Below are 22,613 nucleotides of genomic sequence, written 5' to 3' on the forward strand. Positions count from 1 at the left end.
CTTTATTCTTTTACCGTGGCAATGGCAATATTTAATTTATGCTTTTCTGCAATTTCCATTAAAAAAACTACATCTTTATGCATAGTGCTTTCATCTGCTCGTATGGTAAATGATTTTGAAGATTTACTATTAAGATCATTCACAATGGTTTGTTCTACCAATTCTCTTGCAACCGGTTTATCATTCACATAATATGAACCGTCTGGCTTTACGCTCACGGTCATCGGATTCGGGATATTATCTTCCACACTTCCTGTTTGAGGAAGTTTAACGTCAATAGCACTCTGATTAGCTGCCGAAGAAGTGATCATAAAAAAGATCAGCATCAGCAAAATAACGTCTGTCATCGCCGCTAAGCTGAATTCCGGATGTGCTTTATTTCTTCTCTGAATTTTCATACTCGAATATTACAAAGGTTTATTAATAAGATCTAAAAATTCGCCGGAGACATTCTGTGTTCTCAAAACAAACTTATCGATTCTAGTCAGCAAAATATTATAGAAAAAATTCGCAGGAATTGCCACCGCCAAACCAACAGCTGTCTGTCCTAATGCCGTATAAATACCTTCAGACAAAGTTTTTGGTGAGAAAGCTCCTTCAGCATGAGACAAATCAAAAAAAGCAATAATCATCCCGATAACAGTTCCTAAAAGCCCCAACATCGGCGCAATACTTGGTACAACTGCCAAAAGATTCAGGTTTTTTTCCATATTGGCAACTTCTATCTGCGCTTGAGATTCCATGGCGCTTACAATGTCTGAAACCGGTCTTCCTAATCTTGAAATTCCTTTTTCTAAAATCCTTGATTCCGGAGAATTCTGGGTTTTGCAGTAATCTGCCGCTGCCTCTATTTTTCCGTCTCTTATAAAATCTTCAATATTATTCATGAAGTTTGAATCAGTCTTTGTAGTCATTCTTTTGATGTAGAAAAATCTTTCAAAAAAAAGATAGACCGAGAATACTCCTAAGGCCAAAACAATCGCCATTACTATTTTAGCAAAAGCACCCCCATGAAATAGGATATCCCAAAATGAAAATTCAAGTTTATTGGCTACCACAGCGGGAGCAGCAGCCTGTGCGATTAAAATCTGAGTAAGTTCCGTTAACAGCATCAATTAGTTTATTTATAATGGTTTGAACGACAAAAATAAAGGATTATTATTAATACTTATCTTAAAATAAGCTTAAAATATAGGTCTACAATAATATTCCGCCTAAAAACAGCAAATTTCTTTCCAAAAATATATTTGAAAAGAAATTTAGACGTGTTTTTTTGTTAAAAAGTTAGTCTTCGTCTACGATAATTTCATCGGGTGTAAACTCACATTTAAGCCTGAATGGAAGCGGATTATCAGATCCTGTGTAGAAATCGTCAATATTCCCTTTCCAGACTACCTGAAGTTCACCTTCTTCATTTTTATCAAACAAAAGCTCGTTGTCGTAAATGAAAGCATCTTCATCATCAAACAAATCAACTTCAGTATAAATTTCGTCTTCAGTATCATTAATCATAAGAGATTTGCCCTCAATTTCAGGTGAATCAATTGGAAAATCATTGACCTGCAGCAAAAGCTGAGGAAAATTATACTGCAGAGAATCATCATCCACATGATCCAAACTGTCATCTGTAATGATCTCGACTTCCAGAAAATGCTTTTGATTGCTATAAACAGCCTTACAGTAAGTGCTTTTTATGTCGTACTTCAATGTTTCGTCCGGATGGTAAATTTTTAAAATCCCTTTCATTATATCTTAAAAAAGAACTGTAATACTATGATTGTTAAACGCTTTAGGCAAAGATAAAAAATTGTATGAATGTTTAAAATATTTTCAAAATTATTTTTTTATAAATAGCAATTCTACAAATGTACCTTATTCTAATATTCTCTATTTTTGTGTTAAAGATTTTAAAATGAAAAATAGTATATCAAATGCTGTACTGGGATTAGGTTTAATCCTAAGTCTGGCTTCATGCAGAAAGACAGATTCTCCGTTAACTAAAATTACACCTACCAATCTGGATTCTATTGCTGCAAATTATTATGAACAATATTTAAAACTGTATCCCTTGGAAGCTACCTCTCAAGGAGATTTGAGATATAATGATCAATTACCTATTAACATTGATAAAGATTTTATTTCCGGCGAAATTGCTTTCTACCATTCTGTACAGACGCAGCTGGAAAACGTTGATTACAAAGACCTTTCAGACGACGACAAGGTAGTCTATGATGTTTTGGATTATACTTTGAAAGATAAAATTGAAGCATACGCTTATCATCCGGAATATATTCCGTTTAACCAGTTTAACGGTTTACCGCTGAATTTTCCTTTATACGGGAGCGGACAGGGAAGCCAGCCTTTTAACACTGAAAAAGATTATGAAGACTGGCTGAAAAGAATGGAAAAATTTCCGGAATGGATGAACGCTGCAACAGACAACTTCCGTGAAGGAATGACTAATAAAGTGGTACTACCAAGAAAATTGGTTCTGAAAATGATTCCGCAGATGAAAGCCGAAGAATTGATCACATCAGATTTTGATAAAAATATTTTTTCGGGTCCGGTAAAAAATTTCCCTAAAAACTTTACTGCTGCACAGAGAGAAAAATTTACTAAGCTCTACCAAGATGCGGTTTCACAAAATATCATTCCTGCCTACACCAAAATGGGAGAATTCTTAGAGAAAGAATATTTGCCTAAATCCAGAGAAACAGACGGTTACAACAGCCTTCCAAAAGGAGACAACATTTATAAATATTACGTAAAAAGCTGGACGACCACCAATAAATCTCCTGAAGAAATCAATAAAATCGGGCAGCAGCAGGTTGCAATGCTTCGTGCCGAAATGGAAAAAGTAAAAGAGCAGGTTGGTTTTACCGGAACACTTGAAGAATTTATTACTTCAGTAACAACAGATCAAAAAGCAATGCCTTACACAACCTCGAAAGAAGTTTTAACTGGTTTTAACGGAATTCTGGCTAAAATTACTCCGAAGTTAAAAACAATGTTCAGCGTAACACCAAAAACTAAATTTGAGATCAGACAGACCGAAAAATTCAGAGAAGCAAGTGCAAGTGCAGAATATATACAGGGAACTCCGGACGGAAAAAGACCGGGAATTTTCTATATGCCGATTCCTGACCCTTCAAAATTTAACGTCACTTCCGGTATGGAATCATTGTTTTTGCATGAAGCCATTCCGGGACATCATTATCAGGTTTCTCTGCAGCAGGAAAACACAAAACTTCCAAAATTTATGCGGTTTGGCTGGTTTGGTGCTTATGGTGAAGGCTGGGCACATTATTGTGAAACTTTAGGACCGGAATTCGGATTGTACACCGATCCTTATCAAAAAATGGGATATTTAAGCGATCAAATGTTGAGAGCTGTTCGTTTGGTTGTTGATACCGGAATTCACAGCGGAAAAATGACGAGAGAAGAAGCTATTACTTATTTCCTAAACAACATCGCTTACGACGAAGCCGGAGCAACGGCCGAAGTAGAAAGATATATGGCAATGCCCGGACAAGCTTTGGGGTACAAAATCGGCTCATTAAGAATCCGGGAACTGAGGGACCAGTATCAGAAACAATTGGGTAAGAAATTCAGTCTGGCGAAATTTCATGATGAGCTTTTGAATCAGGGATGCCTTCCATTGGACGTTTTGAATAGAAAAATGGAGCTTTGGGCGAAAAAGCAGAAGTAAATTGATAAAAAATTATTTAATCTTATTTGTTTTAACAATGATAATCAGCTGTAAAACTGATGAAAAGAAGTCTTACGATAAATTTATTGTTGATCAAAATATAATTAATAATGATACGATTAAACTCCTTTCAAAATATCCCGAATTAAAATTATTTGAAGACGAAATATTCGAAAGTAAAACAAGAACAGCTTATATTATAGAAACAACTAATCTTTTTAAGATCGATAATTATAAGTGTGAGACTTTCTATAAAAATGACACACTTAATATTTTGCTAAATAATAGTAACGAGTATTTTGGAAATGGTATTTTAATTAAGGTTTTTGACGGTGAGTTTTTCATTAAGGATATTGATCCAAAAACATTACATAGAGAAAGAAAATTTATAAAAACCAGCCTTGTTTATCAAAAATTAATTTTAAATAAAAATAATTTTCAGAAAAACGACTCCATTTATGGTTTTATACATTACAATACAAAAGTAGAATCGTTTACAAAAGATTTCAGAGGATATTTTAAAGCAGTTATTAAATAAGACTTATCTAAAATATTAATTTTTATATACAGAAGGTACAATCTAAAATTATGACACAATCTTTAAAATCACTATACACCAGAGATTTAAATAAATTAAAAACAGAAATTGAATCTTATCAAAACGAAGAAGCACTGTGGAAAATTGATAAAGACATTTTAAATTCCGGAGGAAATCTTTGCCTTCATTTGGTGGGAAATCTTAAACATTTCTTTGGAGCAATCCTTGGAAATTCAGGATATGTAAGAAATCGTGAAGAAGAATTTTCATTAAAAAACATTCCAAAATCTGAATTGATTCAACAAGTTGAAGAAACTTTAAATGTTGTTATTTCGACACTTGATCAACTTTCTAAAGAAGATTTGGCAAAAGAATATCCTATTGAGCCATTAGGTTACAAAATGACGACAGAGTATTTTCTGATTCATTTGTTTGGGCATTTGAGTTATCATTTGGGACAGATTAATTACCATAGAAGGTTGTTGGATGTGAATTAATTTAAATTATTTATTCTGAAACCACCCCGTCAAAAATTCTTTGAATTTTCGCCACCCCTCCAAAGGAGGGGAATTTTGCGACTTTTTTTATTTCTCAAACAACATTTTAGTCAGAAAATCTTTCTCTCCCTTTCCTCTTGCGGGAGAATATTCTCTTCCGTAAAAAATAATCTGAAGGTGAAGTTTATTCCAGACTTCTTCTTTCCAAATATTTTTTGCGTCTCTTTCCGTTTCTACGACGTTTTTTCCTGATGTCAGCTTCCATTGCGTCATTAATCTGTGAATGTGCGTATCGACGGGAAAAGCTGGAAATCCAAAGCCCTGACTCATGACTACAGAAGCAGTTTTATGACCAACTCCGGGCAAAGCTTCCAATTCTTCATAAGTTTGAGGGACGATTCCATTATGTTTTTCCAAAAGAAGTTCTGCCATCCTTTTTAGATTCTTGGCTTTTGTATTTGAAAGTCCGATTTCTTTAATGAGTTCTTTGATTTGAAATTCTTCAAGTTTTGCCATTCTTTGCGGAGTTCCCGCCACAGCGAAAAGATTTGGTGTCACCTGATTCACCTTTTTATCTGTAGTTTGTGCAGAAAGCGCAACCGCAACCATCAAAGTAAACGGATCTGTGTGCTCCAAAGGGATGGGAACGGTAGGATATAATTTCTCTAATTCTATCTGAATAAGCTCTGCTCTTTGCTTTTTTGTCATGTAACCCTTAAATTTGAGCAAAAATAAATCATTATGCTGAAAGTAGGAGATAAATTACCGAGTTTTGAAGGAACCAATCAAGATGGAGAAACCGTAAATTCAGAAAAATTACTTGGGAAGAAACTGATTATTTTCTTTTACCCACAAGCAAACACACCCACTTGTACGGTGGAAGCCTGTAACCTCAGCGACAATTATTCTCGGTTAGAAAAAGCGGGTTTTCAATTGTTGGGAATCAGTGGAGATTCGGTAAAAAAGCAAAAGAACTTTCATAACAAATTTGCTTTTCCTTATGATCTGATTGCGGATGAAGACCTTGACATCATCGAGAAATTTGGGGTTTGGCAGGAAAAGAAAACGTTCGGAAAAACCTATATGGGCATCGTAAGAACGACTTTCCTTTTTGATGAAAAAGGAACCTGCACCCGGGTGATTGAGAAAGTAACTTCAAAAACGGCCGCCGAACAAATTTTAGAAGGATAGTTTTTGAAGGACCAACTCACCAATGTTTTCAAAAATAACACGAATATTACAGTGTCAATCCGTTTAAAACATTTGAGTAATTCGCAGTTAACTAATCCGTTTCATAATACATCAATTCTTCATCTTCATTAGGAAGCGTGACGTATTTCTGAAATTTCAAACCTAATTTTTCGATTAATTTCTGAGAAGAAAAATTGTCTTTTGTAGTGATTGCTGAAATTTTAGTCAGACCGAAGTCATCCATGCCGATTGATTTGATTTTCTGAGCTGCCTCATACATATATCCTTTTCCTTCAAATCTTTCCAGAACTGAGAAGCCAATGTCTGTAATATCTAAACCTTCCCTTTCAAATATTCCGACTCCGCCTATTTTTTGGTTTCCTTCTTTTAGAACAATAAGATAATTTCCAAAACCTGATTTTTCAAACTGAGGGAGAAATTTTTCTTTAATATAATTTTCAGCATCAGAAAGAGTCTTGATGTTTCGGTTGCCAATAAATTTGATAAAATTCGGCATATTATAAAGCTCCAGAATAAGATCTGCATCATCCGTAGACATCGGACGAATGATCAGCCTTTCGGTTTCGTAGTTATTATTTTCTTTTTCTGACAGGTTTTTTCTTTGGCTCATCTTTCGGTTCTTCTTTCTTTTCGATTTTTAAAAGACGTGGATTGTTCGGGCACTTTTTGGTATACAATTCAATATAAGTTCCGTTTTCTTTCACTTCAGAAATCTGTGATGTTGCTTTATTTACGGTCACTGTAAAATGCTTTTTCTCATAAGGACACTCCTTTGACGTAACTTTTCCCAGATCCAGATAATAATTGGCCTTATCTTCATAGTAGTTTCCGGCAACGTGAGCGAACTGCTCATCAATAACATAACCTTCCAAAACCTGTGCAAGAGCAGCTTCTTCTACATTATCAACCTTGCCGATAAAATCTTTTAGACCAGCGATTTCGGTGATATAATTTAATTTTCCTGCTTCTGAATAGACTATGTAATAAAAACTATCTTCAGTAGGCGTGATATTAAAACCAGAAGACTGAGGTGCGTAATCTTTTTTGGCACCGGAAGTCTTGATTTCTTCATTTTTTCCGTAGTTATTCTGAACTAAAGTCCAAAAATCAATTTTATCGTTGGGTATAATTCTCGCCAAAACATTCTGAGTGCTGAAATTTTTCTTTTTCTCCTGAGAAAATATAAAAGTTCCTATAGCTAAAAAAAAGATCATGCTAAGTCGAGGTGTATGTATCATAATTCAGAATGCGGCAGATATTATGCCAATATTTTTACATGAATTTATCTCCTTTTTTTATGCTTTTTAAGTCTAAAACATATTCTTTAATCAGCTGATCATGATCTCTGGGACAAATTAAAAGAACTTTCTCAGTATCTACTACAATGTAATCCTTCAACCCGTCAATAACGATTGCTTTACTGTTATTTTTTATATGAATAATATTTCCTTCAGCCTCGTAAGTCATCGAATTTTTTGTGTTGATCGAGTTTTGAAATTCATCTTTTTCACTGTTTTCAAAAACTGAAGTCCACGTTCCCAGATCGCTCCAGCCCAAATCTGCAGGAATTACATACACATTTTTTGCTTTTTCTAAAATTCCGTTGTCGATTGAAATTTTCTGCACTTTAGGATAAATGAGCTCAATACAGTTTTTTTCTGCTTCTGAATTATATTCACAAGCTGTAAAATGCTGGGTCATCTCCGGAAGATATATTTCAAAAGCTTTTTGTATGGATTTTACATTCCAGATGAAAATTCCTGCATTCCATAGAAAATCACCGCTCTCTAAAAAGCTTTTTGCCAATTCAAGGATTGGTTTTTCGGTAAATGTCTTAACTTTAAAGTAGTCTGAATCTTTTTTATCAACAAACTGAATATATCCGTATCCGGTGTCGGGACGGGTCGGGGTAATTCCTAAAGTCACCAGATAATCGTTGGCAGCGGCCTGTTGAAACGCCAATTTTAATTTTTCTATAAAAATATCTTCCTTTAGGATTAAATGATCAGCGGGCAACACCACCATCGTAGCATCAGGATTGATTGCTGCAATTTTATTTGCCATGTAAAGATTGCACGCCGCAGTGTTTTTCATCAAGGGCTCACCGACAATATTATCTTCCGGAATTTCCGGCAGTTGCTGGTGAGACAGACTCACATATTCTTTATTGGTGATGACAAATATATTTTCGTCAGGAATCATTTTACTTATTCTGTCATAAGTCTGCTGAATCATCGTTCTGCCTGTTCCTAATATATCCTGAAACTGTTTTGGGAATTTTTGTGTGCTCAGAGGCCAGAATCTGCTGCCGATTCCTCCCGCCATAATCACACAGTATGTATCTGATTTTGACATATTTAACTACATTTTTTCACTCTAGCCAAAGGTTTGAAAGCATACTTCCTTCCTGTTGCCAGATTGAGACAAAGATAGTTTTTTTTAATCAGACCCTCCAATAAATACTTTTCTGAACGATAGATAAAGTAATCACCTTTCGAAAGCTGCTCAACGTAAATTTCATCATCCTGATGATTTTTAATATGAAAATATTTTACCAGATCCGGACTTGCCATAAAATTGGCTTTCGGAGATTTTGAAAATTTAATGATGATTGGTTTAAAATCATCTTCATATACATCTAAGCTTTCCAGCAGCATGATCCTGAACGTATTTTTCCATTCCTGTCCATGGGAAGAAATTCTTCTGCCGAATTTTTCAAAAGCGATAAGATGCGCCAGTTCGTGGGTCAAAACAAAGAAAAAAAGCTGTGGCGCCAATGTTGAATTGATTGTTATCTCATGTGAGAGATCCCGGAGCTTTCTGTAATCTCCAAGTTTAGAATTGCGATTTCTTGTAATTTTAATATGAACTGAATGATCTGAAAACCAATTCTTTAAATACGGAAGTGTATTCTGTGGTAAAAATTTTTCTAATGAATGAATAGACATTTTACAAACTTAATGGAATTTCTGCATAGAAATTCAATAATTTCAGGCTGAAAAGATAATTATATTTTGCCTGCTCTACCGACCCCTGTGCATTTGCATAATTATTTCTGGCAATATTTAAATCATAAATCGTTCCTCTTCCTGCAACGTAGCTTTTGTCTGCAAAATCCATTGCCAGTTTTGTACTTTTTTCGGCTTCTACAGCAGCAAGGTAGACTTCGTAATTAGCATCCACATCAAACTGGGCCTTTTGTACATTTTGTTTTACAGCTTGTTTTTGTTGGTCTAAAGAATTTTTGGCAATGCTTTCGTTAATTTTTGACTGTTCTACCTGCAGCTTGGTAATTCCTTTGTTAAAAATAGGAATATTCACAGAAACTCCCCCCTGCTGACCAAAATTATCTTTGTACTGACTGAAAAATGTAGGATCAATAATTGAATTACCAAATTGATCAGTTCGCGGTAAAATATTATTGTAAAAACTTCCTATACCGATGCTTGCAGTTACTGTTGGCCAAAATGCTGTTCTGGTCACTTCTGTCTGTGCAATGGCAGATTTTATTCTGCTTTCTGCTGCTTTTACCTGTGGCTGATTTTCGTATGCTGTATTTAAAACCTCATCAACAGAGATTAGCTGCGGACTTAGCTGCTCACCGATTTCAACATTTTCAACATCAAAATCTTTATAATCCTGCAGTTGTAACAACTGAGCTAAAGCAAATAAGCTTCTTCCTACATTAATTTCGGCGGTTTTCAGGTTTTGTTTTTCTCTTGCCCATGCCGCTTCGGCTTCCGCCACAATGGTTTGAGCAGTCGTTCCTACTTCTGTTGTAATTTTTGCTCTATCAAACTGTTTTTTTGCGTTTTCGGTAGCGCTTTGTGCAATTTTTACAATCTCCTTATTCAATAAAGTAGTTAAGTATTGCTGAGCAATCTGAAGGGAAATATCATTTTTAATTGTTTCAATATCATATTGGCTTGCTTCTACATCAAACTGTGTTTTTCTGATGGTCTTCTCTAATCTTCCATAGTTAAAGATCAAAACATCAGCTCCGATATTGATATTATTGCTGAATCTGTCGTTTCTGATACTTCCTGTTCCTAAAGACGCTTGCCCGAAACTTACATTGTTCCCTAAATTTGCAGAGACTGACGGAAGATAGTTATTCTGAGCAATTTTAAGATTGGCATCCTGAATTTGTTTTGAATATTGATTTTGGATCACCTGAAGATTATGCTCAACTGCATAATCTACACATTCTCTTAAAGACCATTTCTTCTGAGCGCTTAGGCCCAGACCAGATAATCCTAAAATAATCACCAAAACTTTTTTCATCTGTAGATATTTATTTTTAAGGTTACATTCTTTCGCATTTCCAAGTATTTTCATTTACAAAACAGATTGAATGCGATTTCGTATCAGCTTTTTATCCATTAGACGTAAAGAATGTAAAAAAGTTACAATTATGAAAAATTATTGTTTCATTTTAATGAAAGTTTTGAGAATTTTGCATTATGACAAACGAAGAATATAAGGAAGCTGTTGATTGGCTTTTCGTTCAGGCTCCGAATTATCAGACCGATGGTGAAAAGGCTTATAAACCCGGACTTGAAAATATCATCCGGCTTTGCGCATTCTTTGGCAATCCGCAGGAAAATATAAAATGCATTCATATTGGAGGTACCAACGGGAAAGGTTCTACGAGTAATATGCTCGCTTCGGTACTGCAGGAGTCGGGTTATAAAATTGGTCTGTACAATTCTCCTCATTTAATTGATTTTACAGAAAGAATCAAAATTAATGGTGTAAACTGTGATAAAGAGTTTGTTTTTCAGTTTATTCAGAAGCTCAAAACACTTCCGGAGGATATTTTTCCTTCCTTCTTTGAGTTCACAACGATTATGGCATTTGAATATTTTTATCAGAAAAACGTAGATTTTGCGATTATTGAAGTCGGGTTGGGCGGAAGGTTGGATTCTACGAATATTATTACCCCTTTGGTGTCTGCGATTACCAATGTTCAGCTTGACCATCAGAATATTTTAGGAAATACCATTGAAGAAATTGCTTTTGAAAAAGCCGGAATTATTAAGCGCAGTGTTTCAATAGTTTTTGGAGACGATGATAAGGTGGTGCAAAATATTATTAAAGCTAAAGCCGAAAATGAGAATGCCAATTTAATTGACGCCACTTTAATACAGACAAATCTACAATCAGATTTAAAAGGAAATTACCAGGAAAAAAATATTAAGGTAGTTCTTGGCTTGGTTGACGAGCTTAAAAAATTAGGGTCAAAAATTTCTGAATTAGATGTAGAAAACGGGTTGCTAAACGTGCATCAAAATACCGGTTTTATCGGCCGCTGGTTTGAGTTTTCACAAGATCCGCTGACAATCTGTGATACGGCACATAATCAGGCAGGTTTAGAACAGGTTTTTTCACAGCTTAATTCGATGCCGATGCACAAACATGTAGTTTTAGGATTCGTAAATGATAAAAATATAGATGAAGTAATGGCCTTACTCCCTAAAAATTCTGTTTTTTATTTTGCTAAGCCATCCATCAACAGAGGGCGTCATCCCAATGATTATGCTGATTTGTTAGCTAAAGCTAAAATTATTTACAAAATTTTTAACTCTGTACAGGAAGCCTATCTTTCTGCAAAACAACAGGCTACACCAGAAGAAATGATTTTTATTGGAGGAAGCAATTTTGTCGTAGGAGAATTTTTAGAAAAAAATTTGATTCATAAAGAATAAGTGTGTATATTTGCACCACTCAAAACGAGAAATCGTCTAGGGCTCTTAGCTCAGTTGGTTCAGAGCATCTGGTTTACACCCAGAGGGTCGGGGGTTCGAATCCCTCAGGGCCCACAAAGGTTTACTGAAACCTTTCAAAAAAATTCAGGGCTCTTAGCTCAGTTGGTTCAGAGCATCTGGTTTACACCCAGAGGGTCGGGGGTTCGAATCCCTCAGGGCCCACAAAAACTCTCGGATTATTTTGAGAGTTTTTTTATTTTAAAAAGGTCATTATAATTTAGGTCCTTTCTTTTAAAATTAATTTTTCATTTTCCCAAGCAGCAACCCTAGTTTATACATATCTAAATTCCGAAGATTAGGATTCCCAGATAGCAGATTTTTTTTTATTCTGCTATTTATTAAATTAAATACTGCAAGAAATAAAAATTCAGAATGTGTTTTTTTTATAAAATGATAGGCACGAACCAATTTGATCTCCGATAACTTATCTTTGATAAAAGTATTTTTGAGCATTCTTGCCAGACTTTCTATAGATTCATTTACCTTTTTAATATAGACCTTGCTTGTCTCAATATCATTATTAAAAACAGGATTTTCAATATGATTTATTTTAATGGTTTTGGATTTCAGTTCCATGGCGAAAAGTAGATCTTCATAACCGTATTTTTCAAATTCAGAATTAAAATTGATCTTTCTGAGTGTCTCTTTTTGAATAACAAAGTTATTAGTCTGAAAAGACAGATACGCCTTACGAGCGCGCTCTGACACGGCAAGATTTTCACGTTTTACGGCAAATTTCCATCGAAGAATATAATCATCTTCAGGTAGGTTTTTACAAACCGTTCTGCCACCATAAATTACGTAGGCATTAGGATTTTGTTCTATAAATTGTATGTATTTTTTCAAAAAATCAGGATCAATTATTTTGCCGTCACAGTCGAGAAAAAGAAAATACTCTCCCACTGCATACTCTAAAAAAAGATTACGGATTTTAGATCTGCCAATATTTTTTTCTAGGAAAATAAAGTCTCTTACTTGATTTTTAAGCGTCTCGTTGATCGATTTAAACTGACTTTCAGAAGCATCATCAATTAAAATGATTTCAGCATTGATTTTGTTTCTTTTAATTTCGTCGTTCAGGTTGTAAACAAGTTGCCGAACATCAAAATTATAAACCGGAATACATACAGATAGCTTCACCGGATTATATTTTATTAATGATTTGCTGCACGCTGATTTCTCCCAAACAAGCCCAGTCACCACGATAACATTCTTTATCTCCAAAAACTGAACAAGGTCTGCAGGTAAGATCATTAATTTGTACAACGTCTTTCTCACTTTGACCAAAACCGAGAAATCCTGCGTATGGATGAGTGGAACCCCAAATAGAAACACAACGTGTGCCTACAATGCTTGCCAGATGCATATTCGCAGAATCCATAGAAATCATTACTTCAAGCTGAGAAATTTTGTCTAATTCTTCTGAAAGAGTGAGTTTTCCTGCCAAACTTTTGGTATTTGGAATTTGTTTTTCCCAATTTTCAAGTGTTTCAGTTTCATTTTTTCCACCTCCGAAAAAGTAAATAGTATGTTTTTCGGCTAATATTTTTACCAGTTCGAAAGATTTTTCCAAAGGAAGCATTTTTCCCTTATGCTGGGCAAATGGTGCAAAACCAACTCCGGATTTTTGATTGCAGATTGGTCTTAATTGGTGGGAAAGTTCAACTTTAAAACCCATTTCACGAAAAACATCGGCATACCTTTCGACCGTAAGCTTGAGTTTTTTTTTATCTAAATTCCAGACATCGGTAAGCTCTTCTTTTTCCTCTTTGCCTTTGTTGATTTTAAAAACCTTTAATCCTTTTCGTACATAAATTTTATCCAAAATTTTTGAACGGATAACATCGTGAAGATCAGCAACATAATCAGGCTTAAGGTCTTTCAGAAGTTCTTTTGCCAACCTGCGGATTCCTAAGAAACCTTTATAATCATCAAAATCAATTCCTTTAAATATAACATTCGGAATATCAGCAAATAAGCTCTCAAAATTCTTTCTGGAAACCATTACAATTTCAACATTGGGATTTTGTTCCAAAAACTCACGGAATACAGGTGCCGTCATGGCGACATCACCGAAAGCGGAAAAACGATATGCTAAAATTCTGATCAAAACTAAGATTTCAGTTGGTATGCGACCGCATAGAATTTAATTTGTTTAGTCATTGCCATAAGACCGTTGGCGCGGGATGGAGATAAAAATTCCTGCAACCCGATTTTAGAAATAAAATCAAAATCCGAATCGAGAATTTCCTGCGTAGAATGGCCACTGTAGATGCTTACCAACAAAGAAACGATCCCTTTTGGAAGAATTCCGTCAGAATCTGCGTTGAAAAAAAGTTTTCCATCTTTAAATTCAGCATCAATCCATACCTTACTCTGACAACCTTTGATGAGATTGTCATCTATCTTACGCTCTTCAGGAAGGCCTTTCAATTCTTTACCCAAATCTATGATATACTCATATTTCTGCTCCCAGTCTTCAAGAAACGCAAATTCATCAATAAGCTCCTGCTGATTTTCTTTAATGGTCATTTTTACATTCTTTCTGCAAAGATAACCAATTTTAAAAAGATAAATTATGGCAGATTTAAGCTGGAAAAAAATATTACTTGTACTTGAAACGCAAGGTTAGACTTATGTTTTTTGAGAGTTTTGGAAATATTTAAGATAAATAAGGCCACTTCGCTTATTTTCGAAATACAATTTTAAATCTTAAGCAAAGCTAATCTTATTAATTTTTTTTTCCATTAATTCTCTTAATGGTTAAAATCGAGTTGATGCTTTTTCAAAAACCCCCAACAATTTTACTTCTTCGTTTTCCCAGCAAAGAATATTTGAAGCTTTCTGCAATTCAGGCTGATAATTTTTTCTTCCTTTATTCAGAATTAAATTAATTGAGGAGGCAATGTTTTCAGGTTGATGATTTTCGATAATCTCGCCTACATTAAATTGTTTTTTGATATTAATCATTTCAGGAAGCGGTGATAAAATTAATGGAACTCGTGCCTGAATACAATCTAAAACCTTATTTGGAAGTGAAAATTCATAACTTTCACCGCCATTTTCCTCGATGCTCATTCCAACATCAGCGGTTAAAGTGATTTTTCTTAAATCTTCCGGAAGCAATTTTCCTAAAAACACCACTTTATTCTGAAGGCTTTCTTTTAAAACCAAATCTTGATATTCCTTCTTCTTTGGTCCGTCTCCTGCAATTTTAAAAATAACATTTTCAACGTGATGCATTGCCAAAACGGCCTTATCAATTCCTCTAAAAGGGTTGATTGCACCTTGATATAAAAGTATTTTCGGATTGTTGTTCGGAATTTCAAATGAAAAATTAATCTTTCTAGGAGCATTTTGAACGACAACAGGTTTGACTCCATATTTATTCTGAAACCATTTTGCATAGCTTCCGCTTGCGGTAATCATAAATTTCAGATGCGGAACAATTTTATTTTGCAGATAACGCCATAATTTCTGAGACATTTTCCCTTGAACTGCGGGCATTTCTGAGAAAATTTCGTGACTGTCGAATACCAAAGGAATATTTAATTTTTTAGATAAAAGATAATTTGGCAGCAACGCATCCAGGTCATTCGCATGAAGTATGGTGTTTTTGTCAGCTTTTTTCTTCAGTTCTTGGTATAACTTCCAATTAAATTCAAAGTAAGCCGTTTTTAAAGTTTTGGAGACCATTCTTATTCTTACAAATTGATAAGGACGTTGCATTTGCTCTTCACCTCCCCAATTATTGCCGATTAATTCAACCTCATAGCCATTTTCATGCAGGGTTTGGCAAACTTTTTCAATTCTCTGGTCCGTGTAAAGGTTACTGAAAGCGGAAGTCAAAATTTTTTTTCTTACCATTACTTTTTCTTAGCTGTCAATAAATGATAAATCTGTACAAAGCAAATAATTGCGTTTGGAATAATAACCGGCCAGAGCATCCCGCTGAAAATTCCATAAACGACAAAACAGATACATCCAATCAAATTGACAATTCTGATTTTTCTTAAATCTTTAAGTATAAAACTCAATATGGTAAAAAGTGATGCGGCATAGCCAATGTAGATAGCAATCTCGGGAGTCATGAGAATAATTTGAGAGTAACAAACTTAATCATTTTCAATAAGATAAAAAACTTTTCTCTGCCATAAAGTCATTAATTGCTTTTTGGTAAAATATTTGTAATTTAGATTAAGAGTAAACGATAAATGTTATCGTTATTCCAAATTTGAGATACAATATTATGGATTATAAGTTTTCACAAGGTTTGAGCCAAGTGTTCAAACAAAGCAAAAATGAAGCTAAGCGGCTGAAGAGTGAATTTCTTAATACAGAACATCTACTTTTAGGTATTATAAAAACAGAAAACTCTGCAAAAGAAATCCTTCAGGGGCTGAATGCCGATTTAACACAGATCAGAAGAAAAATTGAAACTTTAAATACAGCAAGTCTTAATCCTATTTCTGAAGAGGTTACCAATATTTCTTTCACCAAAATGGCAGATCATTCCATTAAACGTGCGGAATTAGAATGCAGACAATATAAGAGCAACGAGATCAATACCGTTCACTTGCTTTTGGGCATTTTATACAAATATGAGGATCCAACTTCAAGTATTTTAGGAGCTTATGATATTGATTATGAAGGAGTTTCAAGAGAATATCAAACCATGCTAAAAAATTCCGGTCAATCTGCACCTCAAAACTCTGCGTATGACGATGACGATGACAGAGAAGAATTTGAGCAAATGAGAAAACCTACAGGAAATTTAGGTTCTGCAAAAAGTAAAACTCCGACTCTGGATAACTTTGGTAGAGACTTGACTTCATTGGCTAGAGACGGAAAATTAGACCCGGTTATCGGTCGTGAGAAAGAGATCGAGAGAGTTTCTCAAATCTTATCAAGAAGAAAGAAAAATAATCCGTTGTTGATTGGTGAGCCTGGAGTTGGTAAATCTGCCATAGCTGAAGGTTTGGCTTTAAGAATTCAACAGAAGAAAGTTTCAAGAGTTCTTTTTGGTAAAAGAGTTATCACTTTGGATTTGGCAAGTCTAGTTGCCGGAACAAAGTACCGTGGTCAGTTTGAGGAAAGAATGAAAGCGATTATGACGGAACTTGAAAAGAACCGTGACGTAATCTTATTCATCGATGAGTTGCACACAATTGTAGGAGCAGGAAGTTCTACCGGAAGTTTAGATGCATCCAATATGTTTAAACCGGCTTTGGCAAGAGGTGAAATTCAATGTATTGGTGCTACAACTCTTGATGAGTACCGTCAGTATATTGAGAAAGATGGTGCTTTGGAAAGAAGATTCCAAAAAGTAATGGTAGAGCCTACCAATATTGAGGAAACGATTCAGATTTTGAATCAGATTAAAGATAAGTATGAAGAGCATCACAATGTAGTATACACAGATGAAGCAATTCTGGCTTGTGTCAATTTGACATCAAGATACATTACCGACCGATTCTTACCGGACAAAGCGATTGATGCGATGGACGAAGCAGGATCTCGTGTTTATATTAAAAACATGAAAGTTCCTACCGAAATTATTGATTTTGAAAAGAAAATCGAAGATATCAAAGAACTGAAACAAAAAGCCGTAAAAGCTCAGGATTATCTGGAAGCAAGAAAGCTGAAAGATGAAGAAGAGCGTTTGCAGATGGAGTTGAATTCTGCTCAGGATCAGTGGGATAAAGATGTCAAAGAGAAAAAAGAAACCGTTTCTGAAGAAAGTGTTGCAGAAGTAGTATCAATGATGAGCGGAGTTCCGGTAACGAAAGTAGGTAAAAATGAGTTGGATAAATTGGCCGGAATGGACAGTAATCTTAACGGAAAAGTGGTCGGTCAGGAAGACGCTGTGAAAAAGGTAGTGAAAGCAATCCAAAGAAACAGAGCGGGATTGAAAGATCCAAATCGTCCTATTGGAACATTTATTTTCTTAGGAACAACGGGTGTTGGTAAGACTGAGCTTGCAAAAGTCATGGCGAGAGAACTCTTCGATTCTGACGAAGCTCTGATTAGAATTGACATGAGTGAGTATATGGAGAAATTCGCAGTTTCAAGATTAGTTGGTGCGCCTCCGGGATACGTCGGATACGAAGAAGGTGGACAGTTAACTGAAGCGGTAAGAAGAAAACCTTATGCAGTAGTTCTTTTGGATGAGATAGAAAAGGCACATCCTGATGTATTCAACATCTTGTTACAAATCTTAGATGAAGGTCACGTTACGGATAGTTTAGGAAGAAAAATTGACTTTAGAAATACAATTATCATCCTTACTTCAAACATCGGAACCAGAGATATCAAAGACTTCGGTGATGGCGTAGGATTTGGAACAAATGCTAAAAAATCGAACTCAGATTCAAGGACTAGAAGTACGATAGAAAATGCCCTTAAAAAAGCATTTGCTCCGGAATTCTTAAATAGAATTGATGATATCGTGATTTTCAACTCTCTTGAGAGAACAGATATTTCTAAAATTATCGATATCGAATTAGGTAAACTGTATTCAAGACTTGAAAAATTAGGGTATAAAGTTGATTTAACCACTGAAGCCAAAGATTTCATTTCAGAAAAAGGTTGGGATAAAGATTTTGGTGCAAGACCATTGAAGCGAGCCATTCAGAAATACATTGAAGATTTATTGGCTGAAATGCTGGTCAACAAGCAATTAACTGAAGGCGAAACGGTCACTTTAGATGTCAATGAAGCTAAAGACGGACTGGAAGGAAAAACTCACAAGACTAAAAAGTCTGCAGAGAAATCTTCTTAAAATCAATTTTAAATAATATAATGAAAGCATCGGGAAATTCTCGATGCTTTTTGTTTTACAGAATTGTTGCAGTTATTAAAGTCCAACCACAAAGCCAACACTAGGAATCAATCCACCAGAAAAAACACTGCTGTTTTCTTTATACAGAACATTGTACATCAAGCCAATTTGCATAAAAGAATTATTCCCTATCTGTTGCATATAACCCCCTCCTAAATACAGTGCAGTTTCCTGTTGATTACTTTTAAAATCATAAAGCTTATCTTCATAATTGACGAAAAAGTGCTGCAGATTTCCACTTACATAGAAAGATCTTGCGAAATAATAATTGACAAAGGGTCCGAAACCAAACAGCTTTGACTTATAGAAATCAGAAGTCTGCCACGAAACACTTCCCATCAAACCAGCTTCCAAATCATTAGTCAGTCGATAACCTACCCTCGGTGAAACCTGAAGATTGAAATAAGAATTGCTTCCAAAGCCAACACCCAAACCTCCACCGAAAGTCCATTTATTGGTTTCAGCTGCTGGTGTTCCTAAAGAAACCTGAGAAAATGATAATCCCGAGATAAAGATGAATGAGAAAATAAATAATTTTTTCATATCTAATGTTTTTGGTGAAATTAAAGTTGCGACTTTTGATACTATCGTTTTTATCAATGCATAAAATTATCATTTTTTTTGTGAATAGGATTATCGTAATTTTGCCGCTCAACTAAGAACTCCCGTTAAGAGTTTCGTAAAATTGAATACATGAAAGTAGTAGTAGGCCTCTCCGGAGGCGTAGATTCGAGCGTTACAGCGTATTTGCTGCAGCAGCAAGGTCATGAAGTCGTGGCTTTATTTATGAGAAACTGGAACGATGCTTCCGTAACTTTGGAAGATGAATGTCCATGGATTGAGGATAGCAATGATGCTTTAATGGTAGCTCAAAAATTAGGAATTCCGTTTCAGGTGATCGATATGAGCGAGCTTTACAAAGAAAGAATCGTCGATTATATGTTTGATGAATATCAAAGAGGAAGAACTCCAAATCCCGATGTTTTGTGCAACAGAGAGGTGAAATTCGATGTTTTCATGAAGACTGCAATGTCGCTTGGTGCAGAAAAGGTGGCAACAGGGCATTATGCACGAGTAGATTCCACAATTGATGAAAACGGAAAAGAAATCTTTCATTTATTAGCCGGAAAAGACAATAATAAAGATCAGTCCTATTTTTTATGTCAGCTGAATCAGGATCAATTGTCAAAAGCATTGTTTCCCATTGGTGAGCTGACAAAGCCACAGGTAAGAGAAATTGCCAAAGAAATTGGCTTGGTAACTGCCGACAAAAAAGATTCACAAGGATTATGTTTTATCGGAAAAGTAAGTTTGCCTCAGTTTTTACAGCAACAGTTGGTTCCGAAAGAAGGTGAAATCGTAGAGATTTTTAAAGATTCGCCTTTGTTTTCTGAAGAAATTCCAACATTTTCATCTAAAGAAGAAGAGCTTGAATTTCTAAGCCGAAAAATTAATTATAAAAAATCTGACGGTAAAATTATAGGAAAACATCAGGGCGCTCAGTTTTTCACGATCGGACAAAGCAAAGGCTTAGGAATCGGCGGCCATAAAGAATCATGTTTTATTGTTTCCAGAGATATGGAAAACAATATCATTTTTGTCGGAGAAGGTCATAGTTTCCCGGGTTTACACAAAAAAGCCTTAAAAGTTGATAATACCGAATTACATTGGGTGCGTGAAGATTTAAGACTAAAAAACGGAGAATCGATGGATGTTTTAGCAAGATTCCGTTATAGACAAGATTTGCAGAAAGCAAAAATTTATCAGTTTGAAAATGTTTTCTTTGTGGAATTTGTTGAACCGCAATCAGCCATCGCAGAAGGACAGTTTGCAGCTTGGTACATTGATGATGAATTGATTGGAAGCGGAGTCATTTCGTAAATATAAAAGACCTTCAGAGAAGGTCTTTTTTTCTTTTAGAACCTCATTACATTATATCTGCGGTTACCGTTTTTTGTAATTCGAAATTACTTTGTTCTTCAGAAATATTCCCAATAATCTCTTTTCTATGCTTAATTCCCCAATCTGTCAGGTTATTGATAATCGTTTGAAGAGATTTACCGTGTTGTGTAAGTTCATACTGAACAGTTATCGGCTGAGTATTTAAAACCGTCCGTTTAATTAATTTATTGATTTCCAATTCCTTCAGCTCTTTACTCAGCATTTTATTCGAAATACCGACAACATCATTCAAGATATCCGAAAATCTTCTTTTGTTGTAATAACAAATAGACGAAATAATAGCTATTTTCCATTTGCCGCTCAATACATCCATTGAATCCTGAACAGCCATCATTTCTTTTTTGTGCTCTTCTGTTTTTAGGGGTTGACAACTCATAAGGTGGTTACTTTTATGTTACAACGTAACTCGGTTGTTACTGTTACTTTTCGTTACAAAGTTACCAAAATAAATTTAAGAGTCATAATTTTGTCCTTCAATTTTATAACAAACAAATCAATGGACAAGTTAAAAGACAAGGTAGCTATAGTTACAGGTGCTTCAAAAGGAATTGGAGCATCAATTGCAAAATATTTTGCGGCAGAAGGAGCAAAAGTGGTAGTGAACTACGCATCAAGTAAAGAAGATGCCGATAAAGTAGTAAATGAAATTACCAGAATCGGTGGAATTGCAATTGCAGTACAGGCCGATGTTTCAAAAGAAAATGAAGTCATCAGAATGTTTGATGAAACTAAAAATGCTTTCGGAACACTAGATGTTCTGGTAAACAACGCCGGAATTTACAACTACGAACCCATCGAGCAAGTATCTGCAGAAACATTTCATCAGCAATTCAACATCAATGTTTTAGGATCAATTTTTGCCATCCAGTCTGCTTTAAAATTATTTGGAGAAAAAGGGGGAAACATCATCAATATCAGTTCCGGAGCAAGCAGGTCACCCTTGCCGACAGGTGCTGTTTATTCTGCAACAAAAACAGCATTAGACGCTTTTACTAGTGCTCTGTCAAAAGAATTTTCTGGCAGAAACATTCGAATTAATTCTATATTGCCTGGAATTGTAGAAACAGAAGGTTCTCATAGTGCCGGATTTATCGGTAGCGAAGCCGAAACTAAATTTGTTTCTAACACACCACTTGGACGTACGGGACAACCGGAAGATATCGCAAAGGTTGCCGTGTTTATTGCCTCTGACGATGCAGGATGGATTACTGGTGAACAGATTGCCGTTTCCGGTGGAATTTATGGTTTTTAATTATTAAAATTTAAAGATGAACAGACTTAAAAATAAGGTATCCGTCATTACAGGCGGAAACAGCGGTATCGGTTTGGGTATTGCAGAAGCTTTTAAAAATGAAGGAGCTGTAGGAACCATTACCGGGAGAAATGAAAAAACGCTAAACAATTCTTTAGAAATTTTAGGCAAAGAATTTATTGCTATTCCGGGAGATGTGACCAATCTTGACGATTTAGAAAATATTTTCAAGAAAACAGCAGAAAAATTTGGCAAAATTGATGCATTGGTCGTGAATGCGGGAGGAGTTGTTGATGGTATTGCAATGGGTACTGTAGACAATGTGAACGAAGAAAGCTATGATAAATACATGGATCTCAATTTGAAAAGCGCCTATTTTACAGTACAAAAATCACTTCCGTATCTAAATGATGGAGCATCAATCATCCTCATCGGATCAAGCGCAGCGCACCGTGCTGCACCGGGAATGGCCATTTATTCAGCGGCAAAAGCTGCAGTTATTTCCTTAGCCAAAGGCTTATCTCTTGACTTACTGCCTAGAAAAATAAGAGTAAACGCACTTTCACCAGGTTCGATCGATACGCCTGTTTTTGGAAAACTTGTTCCACAAGAACAGTTGGATCAGGTAAAGCAAATGTGGATAGATATTACTCCTGTCGGAAGACAGGGACTTCCATCGGATATGGGAAATGCAGCAGTGTTTCTGGCTTCGGATGAATCATCTTTTATAGTAGGAACGGAAATACTTTCAGATGGCGGATTGACGAATATCAGCCTGATGAAATAAATTAATTTCATCATATAAAACTTTAAACTAAAAAGTTCGGGATAATA

Annotated in this window: 25 protein-coding genes and 2 tRNA genes; 11 read left to right on the forward strand and 16 right to left on the reverse strand. The window is 35.3% G+C overall.

Annotated features, from left to right (window positions below):
* Positions 1-2: 2 nt before the first annotated feature.
* The 3 genes from K0U91_RS06160 to K0U91_RS06170 form a co-directional block, all read right to left on the reverse strand.
* Positions 3-398, reverse strand: coding sequence for an ExbD/TolR family protein (locus K0U91_RS06160; protein ID WP_220178785.1), 396 nt, complete (start codon positions 396-398; stop codon positions 3-5).
* Between the two features lie 9 nt (positions 399-407).
* Entirely contained in the window at positions 408-1,112 is a 705-nt protein-coding gene (locus K0U91_RS06165) for a MotA/TolQ/ExbB proton channel family protein (protein ID WP_220178786.1), read from the reverse strand.
* A gap of 172 nt (positions 1,113-1,284) precedes the next feature.
* On the reverse strand, positions 1,285-1,746 hold the full coding sequence (locus tag K0U91_RS06170; protein ID WP_219969913.1) for a hypothetical protein: 462 nt from the start codon (positions 1,744-1,746) through the stop codon (positions 1,285-1,287).
* Positions 1,747-1,912: 166 nt separating this feature from the next.
* On the opposite strand from K0U91_RS06170, the gene K0U91_RS06175 reads away from it, so the two are divergent.
* From K0U91_RS06175 to K0U91_RS06185, 3 genes are read left to right on the forward strand one after another with little or no spacing between them, the layout of a single operon-like run.
* Positions 1,913-3,709, forward strand: a complete 1,797-nt coding sequence (locus K0U91_RS06175; RefSeq protein ID WP_220178787.1) for a DUF885 domain-containing protein — start codon at positions 1,913-1,915, stop codon at positions 3,707-3,709.
* Position 3,710: 1 nt separating this feature from the next.
* Entirely contained in the window at positions 3,711-4,247 is a 537-nt protein-coding gene (locus K0U91_RS06180) for a hypothetical protein (protein ID WP_220178788.1), read from the forward strand.
* A gap of 50 nt (positions 4,248-4,297) precedes the next feature.
* The gene (locus tag K0U91_RS06185) at positions 4,298-4,744 is read left to right on the forward strand and encodes a DinB family protein (protein WP_220178789.1); all 447 of its coding nucleotides are present in this window, start codon (positions 4,298-4,300) and stop codon (positions 4,742-4,744) included.
* Between the two features lie 87 nt (positions 4,745-4,831).
* Here K0U91_RS06185 and K0U91_RS06190 read toward each other — a convergent pair whose 3' ends face one another.
* Positions 4,832-5,452 (reverse strand): endonuclease III domain-containing protein, encoded by a 621-nt coding sequence (locus tag K0U91_RS06190; RefSeq protein ID WP_220178790.1) that lies wholly within the window; start codon positions 5,450-5,452, stop codon positions 4,832-4,834.
* Between the two features lie 33 nt (positions 5,453-5,485).
* Here K0U91_RS06190 and bcp point away from each other — a divergent pair, with 33 nt between their 5' ends.
* Complete coding sequence (gene bcp / locus K0U91_RS06195) at positions 5,486-5,935, forward strand: thioredoxin-dependent thiol peroxidase (protein WP_219969908.1); 450 nt, start codon at positions 5,486-5,488, stop codon at positions 5,933-5,935.
* Positions 5,936-6,026: 91 nt separating this feature from the next.
* On the opposite strand, the gene K0U91_RS06200 is transcribed toward bcp, so the two are convergent.
* The 5 genes from K0U91_RS06200 to K0U91_RS06220 are packed head-to-tail and all read right to left on the reverse strand — an operon-like array spanning position 6,027 to position 10,240.
* Positions 6,027-6,566: a GNAT family N-acetyltransferase gene (locus K0U91_RS06200; protein ID WP_220178791.1), complete on the reverse strand. Its 540-nt coding sequence runs from the start codon at positions 6,564-6,566 to the stop codon at positions 6,027-6,029.
* Positions 6,529-7,170, reverse strand: coding sequence for a hypothetical protein (locus K0U91_RS06205; RefSeq protein WP_259429452.1), 642 nt, complete (start codon positions 7,168-7,170; stop codon positions 6,529-6,531). The genes K0U91_RS06200 and K0U91_RS06205 overlap by 38 nt, the downstream gene beginning before the upstream one ends.
* A gap of 58 nt (positions 7,171-7,228) precedes the next feature.
* The gene (locus K0U91_RS06210; protein ID WP_258319595.1) at positions 7,229-8,311 is read right to left on the reverse strand and encodes a mannose-1-phosphate guanylyltransferase; all 1,083 of its coding nucleotides are present in this window, start codon (positions 8,309-8,311) and stop codon (positions 7,229-7,231) included.
* A 2-nt stretch (positions 8,312-8,313) separates the two neighbouring features.
* Complete coding sequence (locus K0U91_RS06215) at positions 8,314-8,904, reverse strand: SprT-like domain-containing protein (protein WP_220178793.1); 591 nt, start codon at positions 8,902-8,904, stop codon at positions 8,314-8,316.
* Between the two features lies 1 nt (position 8,905).
* Positions 8,906-10,240 carry a TolC family protein gene (locus tag K0U91_RS06220; protein WP_220179056.1) on the reverse strand — a complete coding sequence of 445 codons (1,335 nt, stop codon included), beginning with the start codon at positions 10,238-10,240 and terminating at the stop codon, positions 8,906-8,908.
* Between the two features lie 179 nt (positions 10,241-10,419).
* Here K0U91_RS06220 and K0U91_RS06225 point away from each other — a divergent pair, with 179 nt between their 5' ends.
* From K0U91_RS06225 to K0U91_RS06235, 3 genes are all read left to right on the forward strand, one after another.
* Positions 10,420-11,664, forward strand: coding sequence for a bifunctional folylpolyglutamate synthase/dihydrofolate synthase (locus K0U91_RS06225; protein ID WP_220178794.1), 1,245 nt, complete (start codon positions 10,420-10,422; stop codon positions 11,662-11,664).
* 39 nt (positions 11,665-11,703) lie between these two features.
* Positions 11,704-11,778: transfer RNA gene (locus tag K0U91_RS06230), tRNA-Val, on the forward strand.
* Positions 11,779-11,811: 33 nt separating this feature from the next.
* Positions 11,812-11,886, forward strand: a tRNA-Val gene (locus K0U91_RS06235).
* Positions 11,887-11,961: 75 nt separating this feature from the next.
* On the opposite strand, the gene K0U91_RS06240 is transcribed toward K0U91_RS06235, so the two are convergent.
* The 5 genes from K0U91_RS06240 to K0U91_RS06260 form a co-directional block, all read right to left on the reverse strand.
* Positions 11,962-12,864 carry a glycosyltransferase family 2 protein gene (locus tag K0U91_RS06240; protein WP_220178795.1) on the reverse strand — a complete coding sequence of 301 codons (903 nt, stop codon included), beginning with the start codon at positions 12,862-12,864 and terminating at the stop codon, positions 11,962-11,964.
* Between the two features lie 4 nt (positions 12,865-12,868).
* The gene (locus K0U91_RS06245) at positions 12,869-13,831 is read right to left on the reverse strand and encodes a glycosyltransferase family 9 protein (protein ID WP_220179057.1); all 963 of its coding nucleotides are present in this window, start codon (positions 13,829-13,831) and stop codon (positions 12,869-12,871) included.
* 5 nt (positions 13,832-13,836) lie between these two features.
* Positions 13,837-14,256 carry a SufE family protein gene (locus K0U91_RS06250; RefSeq protein WP_220178796.1) on the reverse strand — a complete coding sequence of 140 codons (420 nt, stop codon included), beginning with the start codon at positions 14,254-14,256 and terminating at the stop codon, positions 13,837-13,839.
* 231 nt (positions 14,257-14,487) lie between these two features.
* Positions 14,488-15,591 (reverse strand): glycosyltransferase, encoded by a 1,104-nt coding sequence (locus tag K0U91_RS06255; RefSeq protein ID WP_220178797.1) that lies wholly within the window; start codon positions 15,589-15,591, stop codon positions 14,488-14,490.
* Positions 15,591-15,815, reverse strand: coding sequence for a uroporphyrinogen decarboxylase (locus K0U91_RS06260; RefSeq protein ID WP_220178798.1), 225 nt, complete (start codon positions 15,813-15,815; stop codon positions 15,591-15,593). Before K0U91_RS06260 ends, K0U91_RS06255 begins: the two co-directional genes overlap by 1 nt.
* A 158-nt stretch (positions 15,816-15,973) precedes the next feature.
* Here K0U91_RS06260 and K0U91_RS06265 point away from each other — a divergent pair, with 158 nt between their 5' ends.
* Complete coding sequence (locus K0U91_RS06265; protein ID WP_219969898.1) at positions 15,974-18,505, forward strand: ATP-dependent Clp protease ATP-binding subunit; 2,532 nt, start codon at positions 15,974-15,976, stop codon at positions 18,503-18,505.
* Between the two features lie 75 nt (positions 18,506-18,580).
* On the opposite strand, the gene K0U91_RS06270 is transcribed toward K0U91_RS06265, so the two are convergent.
* Positions 18,581-19,108, reverse strand: coding sequence for a hypothetical protein (locus tag K0U91_RS06270; RefSeq protein WP_220178799.1), 528 nt, complete (start codon positions 19,106-19,108; stop codon positions 18,581-18,583).
* A 150-nt stretch (positions 19,109-19,258) separates the two neighbouring features.
* Here K0U91_RS06270 and mnmA point away from each other — a divergent pair, with 150 nt between their 5' ends.
* Positions 19,259-20,446 carry a tRNA 2-thiouridine(34) synthase MnmA gene (gene mnmA, locus K0U91_RS06275; protein ID WP_220178800.1) on the forward strand — a complete coding sequence of 396 codons (1,188 nt, stop codon included), beginning with the start codon at positions 19,259-19,261 and terminating at the stop codon, positions 20,444-20,446.
* A gap of 46 nt (positions 20,447-20,492) precedes the next feature.
* Here mnmA and K0U91_RS06280 read toward each other — a convergent pair whose 3' ends face one another.
* The gene (locus K0U91_RS06280) at positions 20,493-20,903 is read right to left on the reverse strand and encodes a winged helix-turn-helix transcriptional regulator (protein WP_258561823.1); all 411 of its coding nucleotides are present in this window, start codon (positions 20,901-20,903) and stop codon (positions 20,493-20,495) included.
* 120 nt (positions 20,904-21,023) lie between these two features.
* Here K0U91_RS06280 and K0U91_RS06285 point away from each other — a divergent pair, with 120 nt between their 5' ends.
* Both K0U91_RS06285 and K0U91_RS06290 read left to right on the forward strand, forming a co-directional pair.
* Entirely contained in the window at positions 21,024-21,779 is a 756-nt protein-coding gene (locus tag K0U91_RS06285; protein WP_220178801.1) for an SDR family NAD(P)-dependent oxidoreductase, read from the forward strand.
* Between the two features lie 16 nt (positions 21,780-21,795).
* The gene (locus tag K0U91_RS06290) at positions 21,796-22,566 is read left to right on the forward strand and encodes an SDR family oxidoreductase (protein ID WP_220178802.1); all 771 of its coding nucleotides are present in this window, start codon (positions 21,796-21,798) and stop codon (positions 22,564-22,566) included.
* Positions 22,567-22,613 lie beyond the last annotated feature (47 nt).

The organism is Chryseobacterium sp. LJ668, from assembly GCF_019613955.1.
GTDB lineage: Bacteria > Bacteroidota > Bacteroidia > Flavobacteriales > Weeksellaceae > Chryseobacterium.